The sequence below is a fragment of the Brevibacterium sp. NPDC049920 genome (genome assembly GCF_040656435.1).
Classification (GTDB): domain Bacteria; phylum Actinomycetota; class Actinomycetes; order Actinomycetales; family Brevibacteriaceae; genus Brevibacterium; species Brevibacterium pityocampae.
On record NZ_JBFAMF010000009.1, the window covers coordinates 61,360 to 80,535 of the forward strand.

Below are 19,176 nucleotides of genomic sequence, written 5' to 3' on the forward strand. Positions count from 1 at the left end.
ACCGTCAGCTGAAAGGTTCCTGTGATGTCACCGTCGATCGTCGGACTGGCCCTCATCCTCCTCGGCATCGTCGCGCTCGTCGGCACGGTGATCCGGGTGCGGACCCGCATCACCCAGAAGCTCTTCCTCCCGGTGTCGATCATCGCCGGGTTCGTCGCCCTCATCCTCGGGCCCGAGGTGCTCGGGCGGCTCGCGGGACTCGTCGGGCTCGATGCGCTCGCCGAAGGCGGCGTGTTCGGCGCCGATGTGCTCAGCGTGTGGTCGGAGCTCCCCGGGCTCCTCATCTCCGTGGTGTTCGCGACCCTGTTCCTCGGCGAGGCGATCCCCTCCCCCAAGCGTGCGGTCACCCTGCTCGGCCCGCAGCTGTCGCTCGGCGTGACGTTCGGCGCCGGTCAGTACGTCATCGGCGTCCTGCTGGCGGTCGTGCTCCTCGCCCCGCTGTTCGGGATCAGCCCGATGGTCGGCGCGCTCATCGAGATCGGGTTCGAGGGCGGCCACGGCACCGCCGCCGGCATGGCCCCGGTGCTGACCGAGCTCGGATTCGTGGAGGGCGGCGACCTCGCTCTCGCGATGGCCACCGTCGGCATCGTCAGCGGGATCCTCATCGGTGTCGTCGCGGTGAACTGGGCCGCGCGCACCGGGCACTCCGAGTTCCTCGACTCGAAGGCGGAGCTGCCCGAGGACGAGCTGCGCGGACTCTACGTCGGCGACGACCGGCCCTCCGGCGGCAGGCTCACCGTGCGCGCCTCCTCGCTCGAATCCCTCACCCTCCACCTCGGCATCGTGGGGCTCGCGATCGTCATCGGCCAGCTGCTCCTCATGGCCCTGCAGGCGATCGAGGGTGCGCTCTGGGCCGACGTCGTCGAGATCTTCAGCTACGTGCCGCTGTTCCCGCTCGCCATGCTCGGCGGCGTGATCATCCAGCTCGTGGTCGACAGGACCGGCCGGGGCGATCTGCTCGACCGCGGCACGATGGAGCGCATCCAGGGTGCCTCGCTCGACCTCCTCATCATCGCCGCGCTCGCCACCCTGTCCCTCGACACGATCGCGAACAATTTCGGCCCGTTCGCGATCCTCGCCGTCGCCGGCATCGCGTGGAACGTGTTCGTCCTCTTCGTGCTCGCCCCGCGCTTCATCTCCCGCTACTGGTTCGAGCGCGGAATCGGCGACTTCGGCCAGTCCATGGGCGTCACCGCCACCGGCCTGCTCCTCATGCGGATGGCGGACCCCAACCGGAAGAGCCCGGCCTACGAATCGTTCGGCTACAAGCAGCTCGTGTTCGAGCCGTTCTTCGGCGGCGGCATCATCACCGCCGCGGCGATCCCGGTTATCGTGCAGTTCGGGCCGATCCCGTTCCTCATCGGCATGAGCGTCCTGCTCGTCGTCGCGATCCTCGCAGGCCTGCTCTACTTCGGAAAGAATCCTCGGTTCGGAGACTTCGAGACCAAGGCGAAGTAGAGGTCGGAGGGGCGAAGGTCCGCTGACCGGGCTGCTAGAGGTGCCAAGCTTCAGAGGCTCCCCAGCCGCCGCGGTGCGGCCCCCGAGCTCCGTGGTCAATCCAGTGCGGTTCGCCGGTTCCCCAGCCAATCCAGTGCGGATACTCACGGGTATCCGCACTGAACTGCACCTGGAATCCCATCCCGCATCCTGCGCTGCGTCTCCGGCCGGGTCGGTACGCCAACTCAGTGGCTCGAAGTTCCCCGGCCAATCCAGTGCGGTTCCCCGGTTCCGCAGCCACCAGAGTGCGGTTCCCCGGTTCCGCGGTCAATCCAGTGCGAATACTCGCGGGTATCCGCACTGAACTGCTCTTCGAAACCGTTGGTGCCGGGTACCGGACGGCTTGAGCGAGGATGCAGAGACTGTTCGGGCGCTCGGCACTGGGCGCCTGGCGCTGAGGTTCCGGCGCTCGGCTCCTGCTGTTACTCGTCGTCGCTCGTGCGCAGTCCGCGTCGGGCCGACAGCAGCTCGATCTCGGGCCGGGCTGCGACCAGACGCTCGACGGCATCGAGAATCTCGACGGTGTGCTGATGGTCTGCGCTCACCACCGCCGCCCCGATCGCCGCCCGCCGGTGCAGGTCGAGGTGGTCGACCTCGGCGACGCTGACCTGGAAGCGCTTGCGCACCTCGGCGATGATCGGCCGGACGACCGAGCGCTTGTCCTTGAGGGAATGCACATCGCCCAGGCGGAGGTCCATCTCGATCCATCCCATCCACATACCCCCAGGATCGCAGATGCCGCCGTGGTTCAGCAGAACTCACCGGAACCCCAGGCGCAGTCGGTCATCGCGAGCCGAAACTCCATCATCCTGGCGCCCTGACGCACCGAATCTCCGGCACCCAGTCAGCACCCAGCACCCGGGTGCCCCTCGGTCCCAGCATCCTGGCGCCCCCGGAACCCCGGCACTCCCCGAACTCCAGCATCCTGGCGCCCCCAGAACCCCGGCACCTTGGCGCCTCCGAAACCCCGAGGCCTCGAAGCACGAAATCCCGGGCGCCCCCGAGGTCCACGAACGTCGCCGTCCGGAGCCGAGCCGCACCTCGGCCACGGACAGCCCAACGCCCACTGCGCCTGGAACCATCCTGCGCCCGGGCGCGGCACCGCCGGAGCCGGCTGGCTACATCCGACCGCTGGTCACAGGCGACCGTTCCGGTGCACTGTCGGGCTGTGGAACGGGACCGCTCCTTCCACAGGCAGCAGGCCGCACCGGACACGCAGGGCTCGGAGCCGCACCCTGGACAGATGAGACACGACAAGGAGATCCTCATTCGGATCCCGGTACTGGCACGACGGCAGGATGCGAAGCGCCTCGGCCTGTCCGAGTACGCATTGTCCGGACGCGGCGGCACAGCCCAGCCGTTCCCGGGCGTCTACATCCACCCGTCCGCAACCGAGCCTCTGCGCGTGCCGAGCTGGGTCGACGACCACTGGCTCGACGTCCACACCCGCGTTCGCGCGCTGCAGCTGCAGAGACCGGACGCCGTGGTCTCCCACGCGACCGCCGCGTTCCTGCTCGGGTGGCCCATCCCGTATGCCGTCCACGGCCCGATCGACGTGACGACGCCGAGGTCACAGATGCGCCGGGCGGGGGTGCGGGGGCACGGACCTCGCGACGTGGCGGCAGCGGTGCACCGCGGAGTGATGATGGCCCGGCAGTCCGAGGTGCTGCGCGGGATCAGCGCCTCGTCCACTCCTCGTCAGCTCATCACGGTGCTCGATACGATCTGCGGCAGATGGCACGGCCCGCCGGCAGCTCACCCGGACGACATCAGAAAGATGATCGAGGACTCCCCTCGGTTCCGTGGCAGCGAAGCTCTCCGCACCGCCCTCGCCTCTGCACGGGCAGGTGTGGATTCTCCGCGGGAGACCGACCTCCGCCTACTCATCGTGGCAGCCGGGCTTCCGGAACCGGTGGTGGCGCACCCCGTGCGGTTCGACGACGAGACCCTGCACCCCGACCTGTCGTACCCGGAGCTGCGCATCGCCATCGAGTACGAAGGCGAGCATCACCGGACCGACCCTCGCCAATGGGACATCGATATCGTGCGGGAGCGCGTGTTCCGGGAGGCCGGCTGGGAATACATCCGGGTCACGCAGTCCACGCGCCCGGAGACGATCATCCGGCTGATCCGCTCGGCGCTCGAGCGGCGGCGCGGCACGGTGAGCCGGGCCGCCTGACGCCGGAATCCCGAGGATAGGGCCGCACGAGGCCTCGGTTCACTCACGCCGGTGTGTGGAAGCAGCCGGGTCATGGAGACAACCGGTTCGGGGGCAGTCGGTTCGGGGGACACCTGGCGCGTGGGGCACTTAGGCAGCCGGTTCGTGGGGACGGACGGTGCGTGGGGACAACCGGTTCGTGAGGCACTGCAGTGCGATTACCCGCCGGTAAGCGCACCACGATGACCAGGGAAGCTCCACGACCGCACTGGAGTGACCACGGAACGAACCAACCGCACTGGAGAGACCACGGAACGAACCAACCGTAGTGGAGTGGCCGCGGAAGCTCCGCAAACCGCGCCGAAGTGGCTGCGGAACGCAGTCGAGAGCGCCGGAGCGACCGGGAAACGGCGCCCTCCTGCCGCCCATGCACACGGCCCGCCCATGCACACGGTCCGCCCTTGCCCGCCAGCCGGCCGCCGCCGACCGCCGCCTTTGCCCGCCGCCCGCCGGCCGCCCGCCGGTAAATGCACTGCGGGCCCGGAACCGCAGTTCCGGGCCCGCAGGGGCATCACCTCGGCAGGTGATTCACCGAAGGGTGTCGGGGGCGACGATCAGTCGTCGTCCTCCTCTTCCTTCTTCTCGACCACGAGGGTCTCGGTGGTGAGTACGAGGGCCGCGATCGAGGCCGCATTGCGCAGCGCCGAACGGGTCACCTTGACCGGGTCGATGATGCCGGCGCCGATGAGGTCGCCGTACTCGCCGGTCGCGGCGTTGTAGCCCTGGCCGGACTCGAGCTCGGCGACCTTGGAGGCCACGACGTAGCCGTCCTGGCCGGCGTTCTCGGCGATCCAGCGGAGCGGCTCGACGACGGCCTTGCGGAGGATGGCGACACCGGTGGCGGCGTCATCGCTCAGTCCGAGGTCGGTGCCCTCGATCGCCTTGACGGCGTGGACGAGAGCGGAACCGCCGCCTGCCACGACGCCCTCCTCGATGGCGGCACGGGTCGCGGACACGGCGTCCTCGACGCGGTGCTTGCGCTCCTTGAGCTCCACCTCGGTGGCGGCGCCGACCTTGATGACGGCGACTCCGCCGGCGAGCTTCGCCAGGCGCTCCTGCAGCTTCTCCCGATCCCAGTCGGAATCGGTGTTGGCCACCTCGGCGCGGATCTGGGCGACCCGGCCGGCGACGTCGTCATCGGACCCCGCACCGTCGATGACGGTGGTGTTGTCCTTGGTGATCGTCACGGTGCGGGCGCTGCCGAGCTGCTCCAGGGTCACCTGGTCGAGCTTCATGCCCATGTCCGCGGTGATGACCTGGCCGCCGGTGAGGACGGCGAGGTCCTCGAGGATCGCCTTGCGGCGATCGCCGAAGCCCGGGGCCTTGACCGCGGCGACGTTGAGGATGCCGCGGATCTTGTTGACCACGAGGGTGGACAGGGCCTCGCCCTCGATGTCCTCGGCCACGATGAACAGCGGCTTGCCGGCCTGCTGCACCTTCTCGAGCACCGGGAGCAGGTCCTGGATGTTCGAGATCTTGCCCTGGTTGATGAGGATGTAGGGATCGCTGAGGACGGCTTCCTGGCGGTCGGCGTCGGTCACGAAGTACGGAGACAGGAAGCCTTTGTCGAACTGCATGCCTTCGGTGAACTCGAGCTCGACCGAGGAGGCCTGGCTCTCGTCGATCGTGATGACGCCGTCCTTGCCGACCTTGTCGAAGGCCTCGGCGATGAGCTCGCCGATCTCCTGCGACTGGGCGGACAGGGCTGCGACGTGGGCGATCTCCTGGGAGTCGGCCACCTCGCGGGCGATCTTCTTCAGCTGCTCCTCGACGGCGTCGACGGCCTTCTCGATGCCGATCTTGAGCTGGCCGGGGGCGGCACCGGCGGCCACGTTGCGCAGTCCCTCGTGGACGAGGGCCTGGGCGAGCACGGTCGCGGTGGTGGTGCCGTCGCCGGCGACGTCGTTGGTCTTGGTGGCGACTTCCTTGGCGAGCTGGGCGCCGAGGTTCTCGTACGGGTCGTCGAGCTCGACCTCGCGGGCGATGGTCACACCATCGTTGGTGATGGTGGGCGCACCCCACTGCTTGTCGAGCACGACGTTGCGGCCGCGCGGGCCGAGCGTCACCTTGACGGTGTTGGCGAGGACGTCCACGCCGCGCTCGAGCGCCTTGCGGGCGTCATCATCGAACTGCAGAGTCTTGGGCATACGTCACTTCCTTAGAGATTGGTGGAATCCGGTGAGCGGATGGAATCCGGTCGGAAGCGGTTCAGCCGATGACGGCGAGCACGTCGCGCGCCGAGAGGACGAGGTACTCCTCGCCCTGGTACTTGACCTCGGTGCCGCCGTACTTGGAGTAGATGACCTTGTCGCCGACGTTGACGTCGAGCGGGACGCGGTTGCCATTGTCGGCGACGCGGCCGGGGCCCACAGCGACGACCTCGCCCTCCTGGGGCTTCTCCTTGGCGGTGTCGGGGATGACGAGACCGGAAGCAGTGGTCTGCTCGGCCTCGACCTGACGGATGACGAGCCGATCTTCGAGCGGCTTGATGGAGACCGACATGTTCGGCACTCTCCTTCGTGTGTAGTCGTTCCGAATTCTCAGATCCGGGGGCGTCCGACGGGCACGCGCACGGTGCGCGCGTGACCGGTGGACGTCCGGTCGACCTCTCGTCGTCGCGGGTGCCGAGTGGCCGGAGCCGTTTCTGAGTCCTGTTAGCACTCACTGGTGTGCTGTGCTAATTCGACTCTAGGACGGGGTTGGCACTCGGTCAACTCGAGTGCCAGATCGAGTGTCGGATTTTGAGTCGGCCCACAGGGAACAGGGTCGCGAGGACCTGCGGTCGGGCCGGCGGGGCCTGAGACGATGGGGGCCTTTGCCCTGCCCGTCAAGGCTGCAGCCGGCACTGCAGACTCCGTCGCACGCCTGACCTGAAAGCGCGACCGGAACGAGTCTGGGGCTGGAGACTCCCGCGATTCCTGCTGCCGCCCACTCGAACAGACCTGTTTTCGCGGGAGTTTGCAGTTCCGGCAGGAGTTCTATCACCCACCGCCCGCGAATGGGCCCTTCGGAGGTCGTCATGCGTCCAGAAGCGCGATGCAGGCAGAACCGCGATGCAGGCAGAACCGCGAGGCAGCGAGAAGCGTGATGGAGCCGAGGACCCGGTGGCGCGAACCGCTCTCCTGCGCGTGGACACCATAGTGCGCGTTCTTGACACCTGGTCTAAAATCACCCTAGCGATCATTCACTGATTCTGTCGCCGAGGTGCCGGCCCGGTCACCGGGCACGTCGCCTCAGCTCGCGCTCGCCCGCCGGGCGGAGCCCCCGTCCACGAGCACCCGCACCGCCGCACGCACCACCCGTCACCGCTGAACACAGTCGTTTGGAGGCCCCATGTTCACCACGCCCGCCGAGATCTACGAGCACTCGTTCCGGATCCACGCCACCCGCCCCGCCGTCCGCGAGGACGACCGCGAGTTCACCTATCGCGACATCTGGGCCTGGTCGGACGCCACGATCGATCTGCTCCGCGAGCTCGGCGTCGGCCCCGGTGACGTCGTCGCGATGTACGCGGGCAACCGCGCCGAATGGATCGTCTTCGACTCCGCCGTCGCCCGGCTCGGCGCGGTGAAGACCCCGGCGAACTACATGTCCGCGCTCGACACCGTGCTCTACCAGCTCGAGTTCGCCGGCGCCTCCGTCGTCATCACCGACTACGAGCTCGGCAGCGCGCTCGCCGAGCGCCTCGCCAGCAACCCCGAGGCCCCCGCCGGCACCACCACCCCCGGCCGCCCGCGGATCGTCCAGCTCTCCGATCCGGCCGGCCGCACGATCCCCGGCGCGATCCCCTTCCCCGAGGTCCCGGGAGCCGACTACACCCCGCGGGCCGGCGAGATCCCGGCCGACCCGGACGTCCGATCCCAGCTCAACTTCACCGGCGGCACCACCGGTCGGCCCAAGGCGGTCGCCCACACCCGCCGCTCGGCGGCCGCCGCGTTCTACATCCAGATGATCGAGGCGGACATCGCCGTCGGCGAGCAGATGCTCGTCATGTCCCCGCTCGCCCACGCCGCCGGCGCCCTCGCGCTCGCCGGGATCGGCCGCGGCGCCACCGTGCGCATCCTCGCGGCCTTCGACGCCCAGCGCGTCGTCGATCTCCTCATCGAGGAGGGCATCACCTGGACCTTCATGGTCCCGACGATGATCTATCGGGTGCTCGACATCATCGACGCCCTCGACGAGCTCCCCGATCTGCGCCTGCGCACGATCGTCTACGGCGCCGCCCCGATGTCGCCCACCCGCCTGGAGCACGGCCTGCGGATCTTCGGTCAGGTGTTCATCCAGCTGTTCGGCCAGACCGAGGCGCCGCAGTTCTGCACCCGCCTGTCCAAGCTCGACCACGACCCCGCGCGCCCGCACCTCCTCGCCTCGTGCGGCAACCCGACGCTCTTCACCTTCGTCAAGGTCACCGACGACACCGGTGCGGAGCTGCCGCTCGGCGAGCTCGGCGAGATCACGGTGAAGACGCCGTTCGCGCTCACCGAGTACGTCGGCAACCCGGAGGCCACGGCGGAGAAGTTCTGGGACGGGTGGGTCCGCACCGGCGACATGGGCGTGATGGACGCCGACGGCTACGTCTACCTCAAGGACCGCCGCAATGACATGATCATCTCCGGCGGCTTCAACGTCTACTCCCGCGAGGTCGAGGACGTGCTCGCCGGCCACCCGCAGGTGGCGCAGGCCGCGGTGATCGGGGTCCCTCACCCGGACTGGGGCGAGGCCGTCCACGCCATCATCGTCGCCCGCACCGTGCCCGAGGCGCCCCTCACCGATGCCGCCCTCATCGAGTTCAGCCGGGACAAGCTCGCGAACTACGCCCGCCCCAAGACCGTCGAGTTCGTCGCCGAGCTGCCGCAGACGCCGTTCGGCAAGATCGACAAGAAGGCGCTGCGCGCCCCGCACTGGGAGGGCCGCGACCGCTCGATCGGCTGACCGGACGGCTGGGCGGGTCGGGCCTACCGGATCTCCGGGCCGCTCGATCCGCCCCTGGGCAGCCCCGCCCGGCCCCTCAGCTCGCTTCCTTCTCGAGGTCCTCGAGCGAGAGGTCACCGCGGCGCACCGCGGAGAGGATGCGGCGGGTGCGCAGCAGGCGCGGCAGGGTGATGATCAGCAGCCCGCCGAGCATGTTGAGAGGGATGACGACGACGAACCACGACAGGAAGTCCCCCACGGTGACGGATGCGCCGGCGAGCATCGCGCCGAAGATCACGATCGCGTTGAGCGCGCCGTGGAGCATGCCGAGGCCGATCACGAGCAGCCCGGAGATCATGCAGATGAGCGCGACGACGACGTCGTTCGAGGTCCCCTGCTGCATGCGCGTCGAGAGCGTGATCGTCGCGCCGGCGAGCAGGGAGAGCCCGATCATCGTCCCCACGGATTCGGGGTAGAGGTAGCCGTAGGCGGTGTCGATGAGGGTGTCGTGGTAGTCCGGCAGCGCGAGCACGGTGAGCCAGGCGAAGACGAAACCGCCGGCCAGATTGCACACGAGGGTGACCGACCACAGCCGGAACAGCTGGGTCCACGTCCCCTGCCCGGCGACGATCGCGTTGATCGGCAGCAGGAACTCCTCGGTGAAGAGCTCCGAGTGGGCCATCTTCAGCGCGAGCAGACCGACGCCGAACGCCATCCCGGCGAGGATGTCGGAATCGGTGGCCTGCTTGACGAGGATCATCGCGAGAATGCCGAGGCCGATGTCGATGCCGCCGAACAGCCCGGTGACGACGAGCTCGATCCACGTCCGGTTGAGACGCTCGGTGCCCTCGGTCACCGTGAATGCCGCTTCGCCGAGCAGCTCCTCCTCGATGTCGAGGTCGGTGTCGCCCATCCGTTCGCGCTGTGCCTGCTGATCCACCATGGGCACAGACTATCGGCCCGGCACATGCGTGCCGGGCCGAGGGAGTCGGGAGTCCGCAGCACATGCCGCGGATCGCGGGGTCAGTCGCTCAGGCGCAGGCCCACTGTCCCCAGCCGGCCTTCTCCTGGAGGATCTTGGCGCGCTTGAACTGCTCCTGCGGGCTGGCGTCGACCGGGTTGCCCTTGCCGCCCACCGACTGCCAGGTGGCGAGCTTGAACTGGAAGAGCCCGAAGTGCGCCCGGTTCTGCTGGTTGACGGCGCGCGGGTTGAACTCCGACTCGCACTTGACGATCTTGTACCAGCGGGTGCCGGGGCCGCCGAGCATGTCGATGATCTCCTGCTTGCTCATCGTGCCGCCGGAATCCCCGGAGCCGGAGCCGCTGGAGCCGGAGCCGCTGGAGCCGGAGTCTTCGGACGACCCGGAATCGGAGCCGCCGCCGGTGGAGGAGTCCTCGGCCGGTGTGGGCTCGGGCGCGCGGGTGCCCTTGACGACGACCGCGTCGACGGGCTCGGCGACGACCTTCTCCGAGACCTTCTCCTTCTTGACCTCGGCGCCGTCGACGGTGCGGATGTCGTAGACGACCTCGCGGACGCCGTCCTTGCCCTTCTCCTCGACCTTCGTCTCACCGCGGTCGAGCGATGCGGACTCCTTGACGGTGGTCTTCTTCTCGATCTTCTCCTCGACCGCCTTCGTCTCCGACTTCACGCGGAGCACGTCGAGCACCTGCCCATCGGTGACCGGGGAGGTGAGCGGCGCGGACACGATGTCCTCACCGGAGACCTCGACGCCGGCCTCGGCGAGCACTTCGGAGACGGTCGTCGTCGTGGCGTTGACGACCTTCTGCTCGCCGTCGGCCACCACGGTCACACCCTTGGGGGTGACGACCTCGAACGCGGCGCCGTCCTCGGTGAGGGTCTCGTCGAGCGGCAGGGACACCTCGGCGCCCTCGGCCTCGACACCCAGGTCGGCCAGTGCCTGGCCGACGGTGTTGGCGGTGGTCCACTCCTCGACGGGCACGCCGTCGATGGTGAGGTCGAGGTCCTTGGCGGTGTTGAGCACGATGTTCATGTCGCGCTCGATCCGGGTGTCGGCACCCGGCTGCACGGCGTCGCGCTCATCGACCTCGAGGCCCTGCGCGGCGAGCACGTCGCCCACCGAGGAGCCGAAGGTGCGCACCTGCTCGGACTGCCCGTCGACGGTGAGGTTGACCGACTTGTTCAGCGCGACGAACGCACCGGTGCCGCCGACGAGGGCGGTGATGATCACTGCCTGTCCGGCGATCTGAACCTTGCGGTTGCGCAGCATGTCCATGTGTCTCCTCCAGATGCGCTCGGTGAGGATCGCTCACCGGGTCGCGCTTCCGTGCTCCGCGCGGCCCCTGCCGAGGTGCCCGCGGGCGGTGCGTTCGTGTTCCGTCGTCGTGCTCAGTGGTGCGGTGGTGCTCGGTGGTGCTGTTGTGCTCGGTGGTGCAGTCGTGCCGTGGCGCTCAGCAGCTCCGGGCTGCGGGGAAGTGTTCCGGGTCCGCTCAGCGGATCCCGAGTTTGCGGGTGCAGGCCGGCCAGGCGCCCCAGCCCTGCTGCTTCTGGACCTTCTTGGCGATGTCGATCTGCTGCTCGCGGGTGGCCTGGTGGGCGTTGGGGGCGTACTTCCCACCGCCGAATCCCTTCCAGGTCTGCGAGCTGAACTGCAGGCCGCCGTAGTAGCTGTTGCCGGTGTTGATCGACCAGTTGCCGCCGGACTCGCACTGCGCGAGGCGGTCCCACACGCTGCCGTCATCGACGTCCGGGGCCTTCTTGCCGGAGTTGCCGCCCTCGTCGGAGTCCGTCTTCTTCGAGGAGTCCTTCTTCTTCGAGGAGTCCTTCTTCTTCTCCGAACCGCCGGTCGAGCCCTGGGAGTCCTTCTTCGAGTCCGAGCCCGAATCCCGCTCGGGGGCCGGGGCCGGGGCGGGGGCCGGTGCGCGGGTGCCCTTGACGACGACCGCGTCGACGGGCTCGGCGACGACCTTCTCCGAGACCTTCTCCTTCTTGACCTCGGCGCCGTCGACGGTGCGGATGTCGTACACGACCTCGCGGACGCCGTCCTTGCCCTTCTCCTCGACCTTGGTCTCACCGCGGTCGAGCGATGCGGACTCCTTGACGGTGGTCTTCTTCTCGATCTTCTCCTCGACGGACTTGGTCTCCGACTTCACGCGGAGCACGTCGAGCACCTGCCCGTCGGTGACCGGGGAGGTGAGCGGCGCGGACACGATGTCCTCGCCGGCCACCTCGATGCCGGCCTCGGAGAGGACTTCGGACACGGTGGCGGCGGTCGCCTCGACGATCTTCTGCTCACCGTCGGCCACCACGGTCACACCCTTGGGGGTGACGACGTCGACGGTGGCTCCGTCCTCGGTGAGGGTCTCGTCGAGCGGCAGGGACACCTCGGCGCCCTCGGCCTCGACGCCCAGGTCGGCCAGCGCCTGGCCGACGGTGTTGGCGGTGGTCCACTCCTCGAGGGCGATGCCGTCGACGGTGAGGTCGAGGTCCTTGGCGGTGTTGAGCACGATGTTCATGTCGCGCTCGATCCGGGTGTCGGCACCCGGCTGCACGGCGTCGCGCTCATCGACCTCGAGGCCCTGCGCGGCGAGCACGTCGCCCACGGTCGACCCGAAGGTGCGCACCTGCTCGGACTGCCCGTCGACCGTGAGGTTGACCGACTTGTTCAGCGCGACGAACGCACCGGCACCGCCGACGAGCGCCGTGATGACCACGGCCTGGCCGGCGATCTGGACCTTGCGATTGCGCAGAATCGAGTGCACGCGTGTTCCTCCGAGGGAGTCTGAGGGCAGGAAAAAGACTGCACCAAGCGTAACCGGTTCGTTATCAAAATGGCAATCCTGTTACATGCGCAAGACAACGCCCGAGGTCAGGGCCGCGTTACCGACCTCGCACCGGGTCACAGCGCAGGTCACGAAAGGGTGTCGCAGCCCGCTCCCAGCTGTCCGCTCCCAGCTGCCTGTTCACCGTTTCCCGGTCACTGCCGTCGGTGCGCCACCAGTCGGCGCCCCCGCCTCACAGATCCCGGCCTCACAGCTCCCAGGCGCCGAAGGCCTGCTCGGCGTTGGCGGTGATCTGCGCGCAGAGCTCGGCGAGCGGGGCCTCGCGCACCTCGGCGAGCTTCCGCAACGTCACTGCGGTGAGGTACGGCCCGCCCGGCCGGCCGCGGTGCGGATGCGGGGTGAGGAACGGGGCGTCGGTCTCGCTCAGCAGCAGGTGCGCGGGCACCACTGCCGCTGCGTGCCGCAGGTCAGCGGCGTTCTTGAAGGTGATGTTCCCGGCGAAGGACATGTAGTAGCCGCGCTCGGCGCACTCCCGGGCGAAGGCGGCATCCCCGGAGAAGCAGTGGAACACCGTGACATCCGGCGCACCCTCCTCGGCGAGGATCCGCAGCACGTCGGCGTGGGCGTTGCGGTCGTGGATCTGCAGGGCGAGGCCGCGCCGCTTGGCGATCTCGATGTGGGCGCGGAACGACTCCTGCTGCGCGATCACGCCCTCGCCCTCGGTGCGGAAGTAGTCGAGGCCGGTCTCCCCCACCACCCGCATCCGCGGGCCGGCGGTCAGCGATTCGATCTCGGTGAGCGACTCCTCGAGGAGGCCCACCGCGGCCAGGCGCGGGGCCTCGTTGGGGTGGATCGCCACTCCGCCGAGCATCCAGTCCCGACCGGCGGCGGCCTCCGAGGCGACGAGCTCGGCGGTCCAGCGCGCCGAGCGCATGTCGCAGCCGATCTGCATGATCCGGGTGATCCCGGCCTGCATCGCGGTGTCGTGGAAGAACGACAGCGGCGGGAACTCCTCGTCCTCGCCGGGTTCGACCTCCGGGTCCGGCTCCCCGGACTTGATCGGCCCGCGGGCCCCGGTGCAGATGTCGAGGTGGGTGTGGGTGTCGACGCCGGGGTGCGGGAGCGGTTCGGGCACCTCAGGGTAGGCTCCGGCGGCGCGGGATGCCATCAGTCCTCCTGGAACTTGGGGAACACCGGCACGGGCTTGGGCAAAGGCGTACCGGCGACGAGCGGGGTGTCGAGGGCGGCGAAGTCGCGGGCGTCGGCCGGCACCGCGAGCAGGTCGAGGAGCTGCGCGGTGGACTGCGGCATCACCGGCTGCACGAGCAGGGTGATGATCCGCACGACCTCGATCGTCACCCACAGCACGGTGGCCATGCGCGCCTCGTCGGTCTTCTTGAGCTTCCACGGCTCCTGCGCGCTGAAGTACTTGTTCGCCGCCGCAAGCACCTTCCAGCACGCCTCGAGGTAGAGGTGGAGGCTCTGCGTGCCGATGTGCTTCCGGGCCTGCATGTAGGCGCCGCGGGCGGCGGCGAGCAGCGCCTCGTCCTCGGCGGTGAGCAGCCCCGGGGTGGGCACCGCGCCGTCGCAGTTCTTCGCGACCATCGACAGCGAGCGCTGCGCGAGGTTGCCGTACTCGTTGGCGAGGTCGGTGTTCTTGCGGGTGACGATCCCATCGTGGGAGTAGGAGCCGTCCTGGCCGTAGGAGATCTCGCGGAGCAGGAAGAAGCGCACGGTGTCGAGCCCGTAGCCGTCGACGAGGTCGTAGGGGTCGACGACGTTGCCCACGGACTTCGACATCTTCTCGCCCTTGTTGAAGAGGAAGCCGTGGACGTGCACGCGGCGGGGCAGTGCGATCCCGGCGCTCATGAGGAACGCCGGCCAGTAGATCGCGTGGAAGCGCGCGATGTCCTTGCCGATGATGTGGACGTCGGCCGGCCACCAGCGCTCGAACGCCTCCGCGTCGTGGGGGAAGCCGGCACCGGTGAGGTAGTTGGTGAGCGCGTCGACCCACACGTACATCACGTGCTTCTCATCGCCGGGCACCGGGATGCCCCAGTCGAAGGTCGTGCGCGAGATCGACAGGTCCTTGAGCCCGGAGGCGACGAAGGAGGCCACCTCGTTGCGGCGCACGTCGGGGCCGACGAACTCGGGGTGCTCGCGGTAGAGCTCGAGGAGCGGCTCCTGGTACTTCGACAGGCGGAAGAAGTAGGACTCCTCCTCCGTCCACGTGACCTCCGCGCCGGAGGACTGCGCGACCCGCACGCCGTCGACGAGCTCGGTCTCGTCCTCGGTGAAGTACGCCTCGTCGCGCACCGAGTACCAGCCGGAGTAGGAGTCGAGGTAGATGTCGCCGGCGGCCTCCATCCGCCGCCACAGCTCCTGGCTGGCGGCGGTGTGGTCCGCGTCGGTGGTGCGGATGAAGCGGTCGTAGGAGATGCCGAGCATGTCATCGAGCGCCTTGAACGCCGCGGAGTTCGTGTCCGCGAGCTCCTGGGTGCTCACGCCGAGCTTCTGCGCCGTCTGCTGCATCTTGAGGCCGTGCTCGTCGGTGCCCGTCATGAAGAAGACGTCCTCGCCGGCGAGCCGTTGGAACCGTGCGATGGTGTCCGCGGCGATGTACTCGTAGGCATGCCCGATGTGCGGGGTGCCGTTCGGGTACGCGATGGCGGTGGTGATGTAGAAGCTCATGGGCACCCAGTCTACTGACCTCGCAGGGATCCTCGGGCCCCGGTCCGCGGGCGCTCAGCCCTTGGCCCGGAGGTGCTCCTCGTACATCGCGCGGGTCGACATCCCGTGGCGGGCGGCGACCTCGGCAGCAGCGGTCTTCGCGCGCATCCCGGCGTCGACGAGCCGCTGCATCTCCTCCAGGTGGTCCGCCGGCGCCTCGGCTTCTCCGGAGTGCCCGGCGATGACGAGGGTGAGCTCCCCGCGCAGGCCGTCGGCGGCGCGCTCGCGGAGCTCGGCCGCGGTGCCGCGCAGCACCTCCTCGTAGGTCTTGGTGAGCTCGCGCGAGATCGTCATCCGCCGCTCGGGGCCGAACGCCGCGACGATGTCGGCCAGGGCGTCGGCGATCCGGTGGGGGCTCTCGAACAGCACGAGCGTGCGCTCCTCGCGGGCGAGCGCGGCGAGCACCCGGGCGCGCTCCCCGGCCTTGCGCGGCAGGAACCCCTCGAACGCGAACCGGTCCGAGGGCAGACCGGACAGGGCGAGCGCGGTGAGCACCGCGGACGGGCCCGGGGCCGAGGTGACGGGCAGCCCGCGCTCGGCGACCTCGCGCACCACGCGGTAGCCGGGGTCGGACACGGCGGGCATGCCGGCGTCGGTGAGGAGAACGACACGCTGCCCTCGGGCCACGGCATCGGCGAGCTCGCCGGCCTTCGCCTGCTCGTTGTGGTCGAACAGGCTGACGACCGACCCCGTGTGGGTGATCCCGAGCCGGTCGGCGACCCCGAGGAAGCGACGGGTGTCCTCGGCGGCGATGAGGTCAGCGGCGGCGATCTCGGCGCGCATCCGCTCCGAGGCGTCGCCGAGGTTGCCGATCGGGGTGCCGACGAGGACGAGGCGCCCCTCCCCGGGATAGGGAGCGGGCACCTCGGGCGCGGTGGGGGTGGGGGTCATGGGTTCACGGTGTCGGGTCAGTAGGTGGTGGCCTGGGAGCCCCAGATGGCGAGTCCGAACATTCCGACGATGATCAGGATGTAGACGATCCAGAACAGGATCCACAGGCCGAGCACGACGTAGCCGACGATGAGGCCCCACAGCGCCATCTGGTCGCCGCCCTCGCCGGTGCGCTTGATCTGCTTGCGGCCGATGTGGCCGAAGATGATGCCGAGGATCGAGGTCATGCCGCCGGTCGCGATGCCGACGAGCGACATGATGAGGGACAGCAGCGCCATGGTGTTCGTCGGGGGCGGCTGCACGTATCCCCCGCCGACCGGGTAGTGCTGGGGTGCGGAGTAGGCCGCCTGCGCGGCATAGGGGTCCGCGGCGTACGGGTCGCTCTGCGCGGCGTAGGGGTCGTACTGGCCGCCGCCGGAGGTGGCGTAGGGATCGGACTGGTAGCCGTAGCTCGACATGGTGGTGACCTTCTTCTCTGCGGGCGTCTGCGATCAACGGTAGGACTTCACCGGTCCCGCGGCAATCGGCGGATGTCACGGATCGGCCATACTCGCGCCGATCCTGACGCAGGCGCCCGCATGGACCCGGAGCCGAGGTGCGGCCGGAACCGGTCCGCCGGTGATTGTCCGGAGCCGGGGCGAGGACGAGTCGTTCCGGATCGTTCGCAGTGCGACTCAGAGGGCTCCGGCGAAGCCGTAGGCGAACCCGATGATGAACGCGACCACGGTGAACAGCACGCAGAAGCCGACGACCACGTAACCGGTGATCATGCCGGCGAGCGCCAAGCCGCTGCCGCTCTGACCGGTCCGCGAGATCTGGGACCGCGCGATGTGGCCGGTGACGACCGCTCCGGCCCCGGCGAGGAAGGCCGGGATGATGAGGATCCCGATCAGGAGACCGACGAGCATGAGGAACGCGGCGACGCCGCCGAGGATCAGCGAGGTCAGCGCAAGCGGGTTCGACTGCTGCTGCCCGGCGATGCCTCCCGTAGCCGCAGCGTACTGCGGCGATGCGTACTGCGGTGCCCCGTACTGCGGCGATCCGTACTGCGGTCCAGGCGTGCTTCCCGGCTGCCCGGGGTACGACGATGGTGCGGCCGGGTAGGGATCCGGCTGGGCGGCGCCGGGATACGGCTGCGGCGCAGCGCCGAACGGGGATTGCTGCGCACCGGGGTACGGCTGCGGCGGGCCGCCCGCGGAGGGATCCTGCGGGGGACCGGGGTACGGCTGCCTCACGCCGCCGGCGGAGGGATCCTGCGAAGCGTACGGGTCCTGCGGGTTGAACGACATCGTCGCGTCAGCTTCTTTCGTGAAGGGGATGTTGTATCCCAGCGTAGGTGCCGTCCGGACCGCGGACCAGCGGCTCGCGCACCGCCGCGCCTCCGGCGGATGCCGCGCGCCTGTCTACACTGTGCCGTGTGAGCTTCTCCACCCTCGAGTCCCGCCTGCTGCCCCTGCGCTCCCCGCGCGGGCCGCTCGCGTGGCTGATCCCGGCGCTGCTCGCAGTGCTCGGCGGGGTGATGCGGTTCATCCGCCTCGACTTCCCGCACCGCCTCGTGTTCGACGAGACCTACTACGTCAAGGACGCCTACTCGCTCACCCGGTTCGGCTACGAGAAGGACTGGCCGGACGAGCCCAACCCCGCGTTCGAGTCCGGCGACACCTCGATCATCCTCGACTCCCCCTCCTACGTCGTCCATCCGCCGCTGGGCAAGTGGATCCTGGGCGCGGGCATCGAGCTGTTCGGCGCCGACTCCTCGTTCGGCTGGCGGTTCGGCGCCGCGCTCGTCGGCGCGCTCTCGATCTTCCTCCTCGCCCGGATCGCGATCCTCCTGTTCTCCTCGGTGTGGATCGGGTCGATCGCCGGCCTGCTCCTCGCCGTCGACGGCGAGCACTTCGTGCACTCGCGCACCGGCCTGCTCGACATCTTCCTCATGTTCTTCATCCTCCTGGGCTTCGGATGCCTGGTCCGCGACCGGGCGTGGGCCCGACGCCGCCTCGCCGAACGGATGAAGGACCACCCCGCGGTCCTCGCCGCGCACCGCCGACAGTCCTCGACGGGATCTGCGGACCGCGCAGACGCCCGGCACGGCGGCACCCCCGCCGCCACGGATCCGCTCCACCTCCTCTCCCCCCGGAAGCTGCGCGGCCTCGCCGGCCAGCTCGCCGCCGCCCGCCGCTGGCTCGTCTCCGCCCAGCACGGCCCCGGGCTCGGTTGGCGCCCCTGGCGGCTGGCCGCCGGTGTCAGCCTGGGCCTGGCGATGGGCGTCAAGTGGTCCGGTCTCTACGCGCTCGCCGTGTTCGGGATCCTCACCGTGCTGTGGGATGTCGCCGCCCGCCGGCAGGCCGGCATCGCGCGTCCGTGGCGCGCCGTCCTCGTCAAGGACGCGGTGCCGGCGTTCCTCTCCCTCGTGCCCGTGGCGTTCGTCGTCTACGTACTGTGCTGGCTCGGCTGGATCCTCAACCCCGGCGGCTGGGACCGGGAGTGGGCCGCGGACAACGAGGGCTGGTGGTCGTTCCTCCCCGACTGGCTCGCCGGCCTCGGCCACTACCACTACACCGCCTACACCTTCCATGTGGGCCTCGACTCCGAGCACCCCTACATGTCGAACCCCTGGGGCTGGATCGTCCAGTGGCGGCCCACCTCGTTCTTCTACGAATCGGTGGAGAACGGGCAGGCCGGCTGCACGGTGGAGAAGTGCTCCCAGGCGATCACCTCGCTCGGCAACCCGGTGATCTGGGGCCTCGCACCGGTCGCGATCATCATCCTGCTCGGCGCCTGGCTGCTGCGCCGCGACTGGCGCGCCGGCGGCATCCTCGCCGGACTCGCCGCCACCTGGGGACCATGGTTCTTCTACCAGGACCGCACGATCTTCACCTTCTACACCATCGTCATGGCGCCGTTCGTCGTGCTCGCCGTCGCCTACTGCCTGGGTCTGCTGTGGGGCGAGACCTCCGGAGACCGGTCCCGGCCGGACGGGCGCCTGCTCGGTCGCCGGCTCGCGGTCGCCGGGATCGTCGCCGCGGCGATCCTCGCCTTCGCGTGGTTCTACCCGATCTACACCGGCCAGCTCATCCCCCACGACGCCTGGCGCGCCCGCATGTGGAACCCCACCTGGGTGTGACCCTCCCCACTCCGACTCCGCGGCCGTCTCCCTCCGGCCCCGG

15 protein-coding genes are annotated in these 19,176 nt (G+C 69.4%); 4 read left to right on the forward strand and 11 right to left on the reverse strand.

The features are described from left to right. Positions 1 to 24 precede the first annotated feature (24 nt). Positions 25 to 1,458, forward strand: a complete 1,434-nt coding sequence (locus AB0I45_RS10555; protein ID WP_360318196.1) for a sodium/glutamate symporter — start codon at positions 25 to 27, stop codon at positions 1,456 to 1,458. A 461-nt stretch (positions 1,459 to 1,919) separates the two neighbouring features. Here the strand turns inward: AB0I45_RS10555 and AB0I45_RS10560 are convergent, their stop codons facing one another. Further along, positions 1,920 to 2,216, reverse strand: coding sequence for a DUF503 domain-containing protein (locus AB0I45_RS10560; protein ID WP_295689812.1), 297 nt, complete (start codon positions 2,214 to 2,216; stop codon positions 1,920 to 1,922). Positions 2,217 to 2,740: 524 nt separating this feature from the next. Here AB0I45_RS10560 and AB0I45_RS10565 point away from each other — a divergent pair. Continuing rightward, complete coding sequence (locus AB0I45_RS10565; protein ID WP_295689810.1) at positions 2,741 to 3,676, forward strand: hypothetical protein; 936 nt, start codon at positions 2,741 to 2,743, stop codon at positions 3,674 to 3,676. Between the two features lie 593 nt (positions 3,677 to 4,269). Here the strand turns inward: AB0I45_RS10565 and groL are convergent. Further along, entirely contained in the window at positions 4,270 to 5,862 is a 1,593-nt protein-coding gene (gene groL, locus AB0I45_RS10570) for a chaperonin GroEL (RefSeq protein ID WP_360318200.1), read from the reverse strand. A 61-nt stretch (positions 5,863 to 5,923) separates the two neighbouring features. Then, entirely contained in the window at positions 5,924 to 6,217 is a 294-nt protein-coding gene (gene groES / locus AB0I45_RS10575) for a co-chaperone GroES (RefSeq protein WP_247423169.1), read from the reverse strand. A gap of 831 nt (positions 6,218 to 7,048) precedes the next feature. On the opposite strand from groES, the gene AB0I45_RS10580 reads away from it, so the two are divergent. Next, the gene (locus tag AB0I45_RS10580; protein WP_360318204.1) at positions 7,049 to 8,647 is read left to right on the forward strand and encodes an AMP-binding protein; all 1,599 of its coding nucleotides are present in this window, start codon (positions 7,049 to 7,051) and stop codon (positions 8,645 to 8,647) included. A gap of 76 nt (positions 8,648 to 8,723) precedes the next feature. Here the strand turns inward: AB0I45_RS10580 and AB0I45_RS10585 are convergent, their stop codons facing one another. From AB0I45_RS10585 to AB0I45_RS10620, 8 genes are all read right to left on the reverse strand, one after another. After that, entirely contained in the window at positions 8,724 to 9,569 is an 846-nt protein-coding gene (locus AB0I45_RS10585; RefSeq protein WP_345031834.1) for a formate/nitrite transporter family protein, read from the reverse strand. Positions 9,570 to 9,657: 88 nt separating this feature from the next. Beyond that, the gene (locus AB0I45_RS10590; protein ID WP_360318208.1) at positions 9,658 to 10,881 is read right to left on the reverse strand and encodes a ubiquitin-like domain-containing protein; all 1,224 of its coding nucleotides are present in this window, start codon (positions 10,879 to 10,881) and stop codon (positions 9,658 to 9,660) included. A gap of 214 nt (positions 10,882 to 11,095) precedes the next feature. Next, positions 11,096 to 12,367 (reverse strand): transglycosylase family protein, encoded by a 1,272-nt coding sequence (locus tag AB0I45_RS10595; protein ID WP_360318211.1) that lies wholly within the window; start codon positions 12,365 to 12,367, stop codon positions 11,096 to 11,098. Positions 12,368 to 12,635: 268 nt separating this feature from the next. After that, the gene (locus AB0I45_RS10600) at positions 12,636 to 13,556 is read right to left on the reverse strand and encodes a TatD family hydrolase (RefSeq protein ID WP_360318214.1); all 921 of its coding nucleotides are present in this window, start codon (positions 13,554 to 13,556) and stop codon (positions 12,636 to 12,638) included. After that, positions 13,556 to 15,079, reverse strand: coding sequence for a methionine--tRNA ligase (gene metG, locus AB0I45_RS10605; protein ID WP_360318217.1), 1,524 nt, complete (start codon positions 15,077 to 15,079; stop codon positions 13,556 to 13,558). The genes AB0I45_RS10600 and metG overlap by 1 nt, the downstream gene beginning before the upstream one ends. 54 nt (positions 15,080 to 15,133) lie before the next feature. Beyond that, positions 15,134 to 16,009, reverse strand: a complete 876-nt coding sequence (gene rsmI, locus AB0I45_RS10610; protein WP_360318220.1) for a 16S rRNA (cytidine(1402)-2'-O)-methyltransferase — start codon at positions 16,007 to 16,009, stop codon at positions 15,134 to 15,136. Positions 16,010 to 16,026: 17 nt separating this feature from the next. Next, a complete protein-coding gene (locus AB0I45_RS10615) occupies positions 16,027 to 16,467 on the reverse strand; it encodes a DUF4190 domain-containing protein (RefSeq protein ID WP_360318223.1) in 441 nt (146 codons plus the stop codon). Between the two features lie 216 nt (positions 16,468 to 16,683). Continuing rightward, the gene (locus tag AB0I45_RS10620; protein WP_360318226.1) at positions 16,684 to 17,298 is read right to left on the reverse strand and encodes a DUF4190 domain-containing protein; all 615 of its coding nucleotides are present in this window, start codon (positions 17,296 to 17,298) and stop codon (positions 16,684 to 16,686) included. A gap of 128 nt (positions 17,299 to 17,426) precedes the next feature. Here AB0I45_RS10620 and AB0I45_RS10625 point away from each other — a divergent pair, with 128 nt between their 5' ends. Beyond that, positions 17,427 to 19,133 carry a phospholipid carrier-dependent glycosyltransferase gene (locus AB0I45_RS10625; protein ID WP_360318229.1) on the forward strand — a complete coding sequence of 569 codons (1,707 nt, stop codon included), beginning with the start codon at positions 17,427 to 17,429 and terminating at the stop codon, positions 19,131 to 19,133. Positions 19,134 to 19,176: the final 43 nt, after the last annotated feature.

What these genes read in the sequence shown, in the direction of transcription:
- AB0I45_RS10565 (WP_295689810.1), top strand. Translation starts at nt 2,741, where the DNA reads ATGAGACACGACAAGGAGATCCTCATTCGGATCCCGGTACTGGCACGA.
- groL (WP_360318200.1), bottom strand. Translation starts at nt 5,862, where the DNA reads ATGCCCAAGACTCTGCAGTTCGATGATGACGCCCGCAAGGCGCTCGAG.
- AB0I45_RS10555 (WP_360318196.1), top strand. Translation starts at nt 25, where the DNA reads ATGTCACCGTCGATCGTCGGACTGGCCCTCATCCTCCTCGGCATCGTC.
- metG (WP_360318217.1), bottom strand. Translation starts at nt 15,079, where the DNA reads ATGAGCTTCTACATCACCACCGCCATCGCGTACCCGAACGGCACCCCG.
- AB0I45_RS10620 (WP_360318226.1), bottom strand. Translation starts at nt 17,298, where the DNA reads ATGTCGTTCAACCCGCAGGACCCGTACGCTTCGCAGGATCCCTCCGCC.
- AB0I45_RS10585 (WP_345031834.1), bottom strand. Translation starts at nt 9,569, where the DNA reads ATGGTGGATCAGCAGGCACAGCGCGAACGGATGGGCGACACCGACCTC.
- groES (WP_247423169.1), bottom strand. Translation starts at nt 6,217, where the DNA reads ATGTCGGTCTCCATCAAGCCGCTCGAAGATCGGCTCGTCATCCGTCAG.
- rsmI (WP_360318220.1), bottom strand. Translation starts at nt 16,009, where the DNA reads ATGACCCCCACCCCCACCGCGCCCGAGGTGCCCGCTCCCTATCCCGGG.
- AB0I45_RS10560 (WP_295689812.1), bottom strand. Translation starts at nt 2,216, where the DNA reads ATGTGGATGGGATGGATCGAGATGGACCTCCGCCTGGGCGATGTGCAT.
- AB0I45_RS10590 (WP_360318208.1), bottom strand. Translation starts at nt 10,881, where the DNA reads ATGGACATGCTGCGCAACCGCAAGGTTCAGATCGCCGGACAGGCAGTG.
- AB0I45_RS10600 (WP_360318214.1), bottom strand. Translation starts at nt 13,556, where the DNA reads ATGGCATCCCGCGCCGCCGGAGCCTACCCTGAGGTGCCCGAACCGCTC.
- AB0I45_RS10615 (WP_360318223.1), bottom strand. Translation starts at nt 16,467, where the DNA reads ATGTCGAGCTACGGCTACCAGTCCGATCCCTACGCCACCTCCGGCGGC.
- AB0I45_RS10580 (WP_360318204.1), top strand. Translation starts at nt 7,049, where the DNA reads ATGTTCACCACGCCCGCCGAGATCTACGAGCACTCGTTCCGGATCCAC.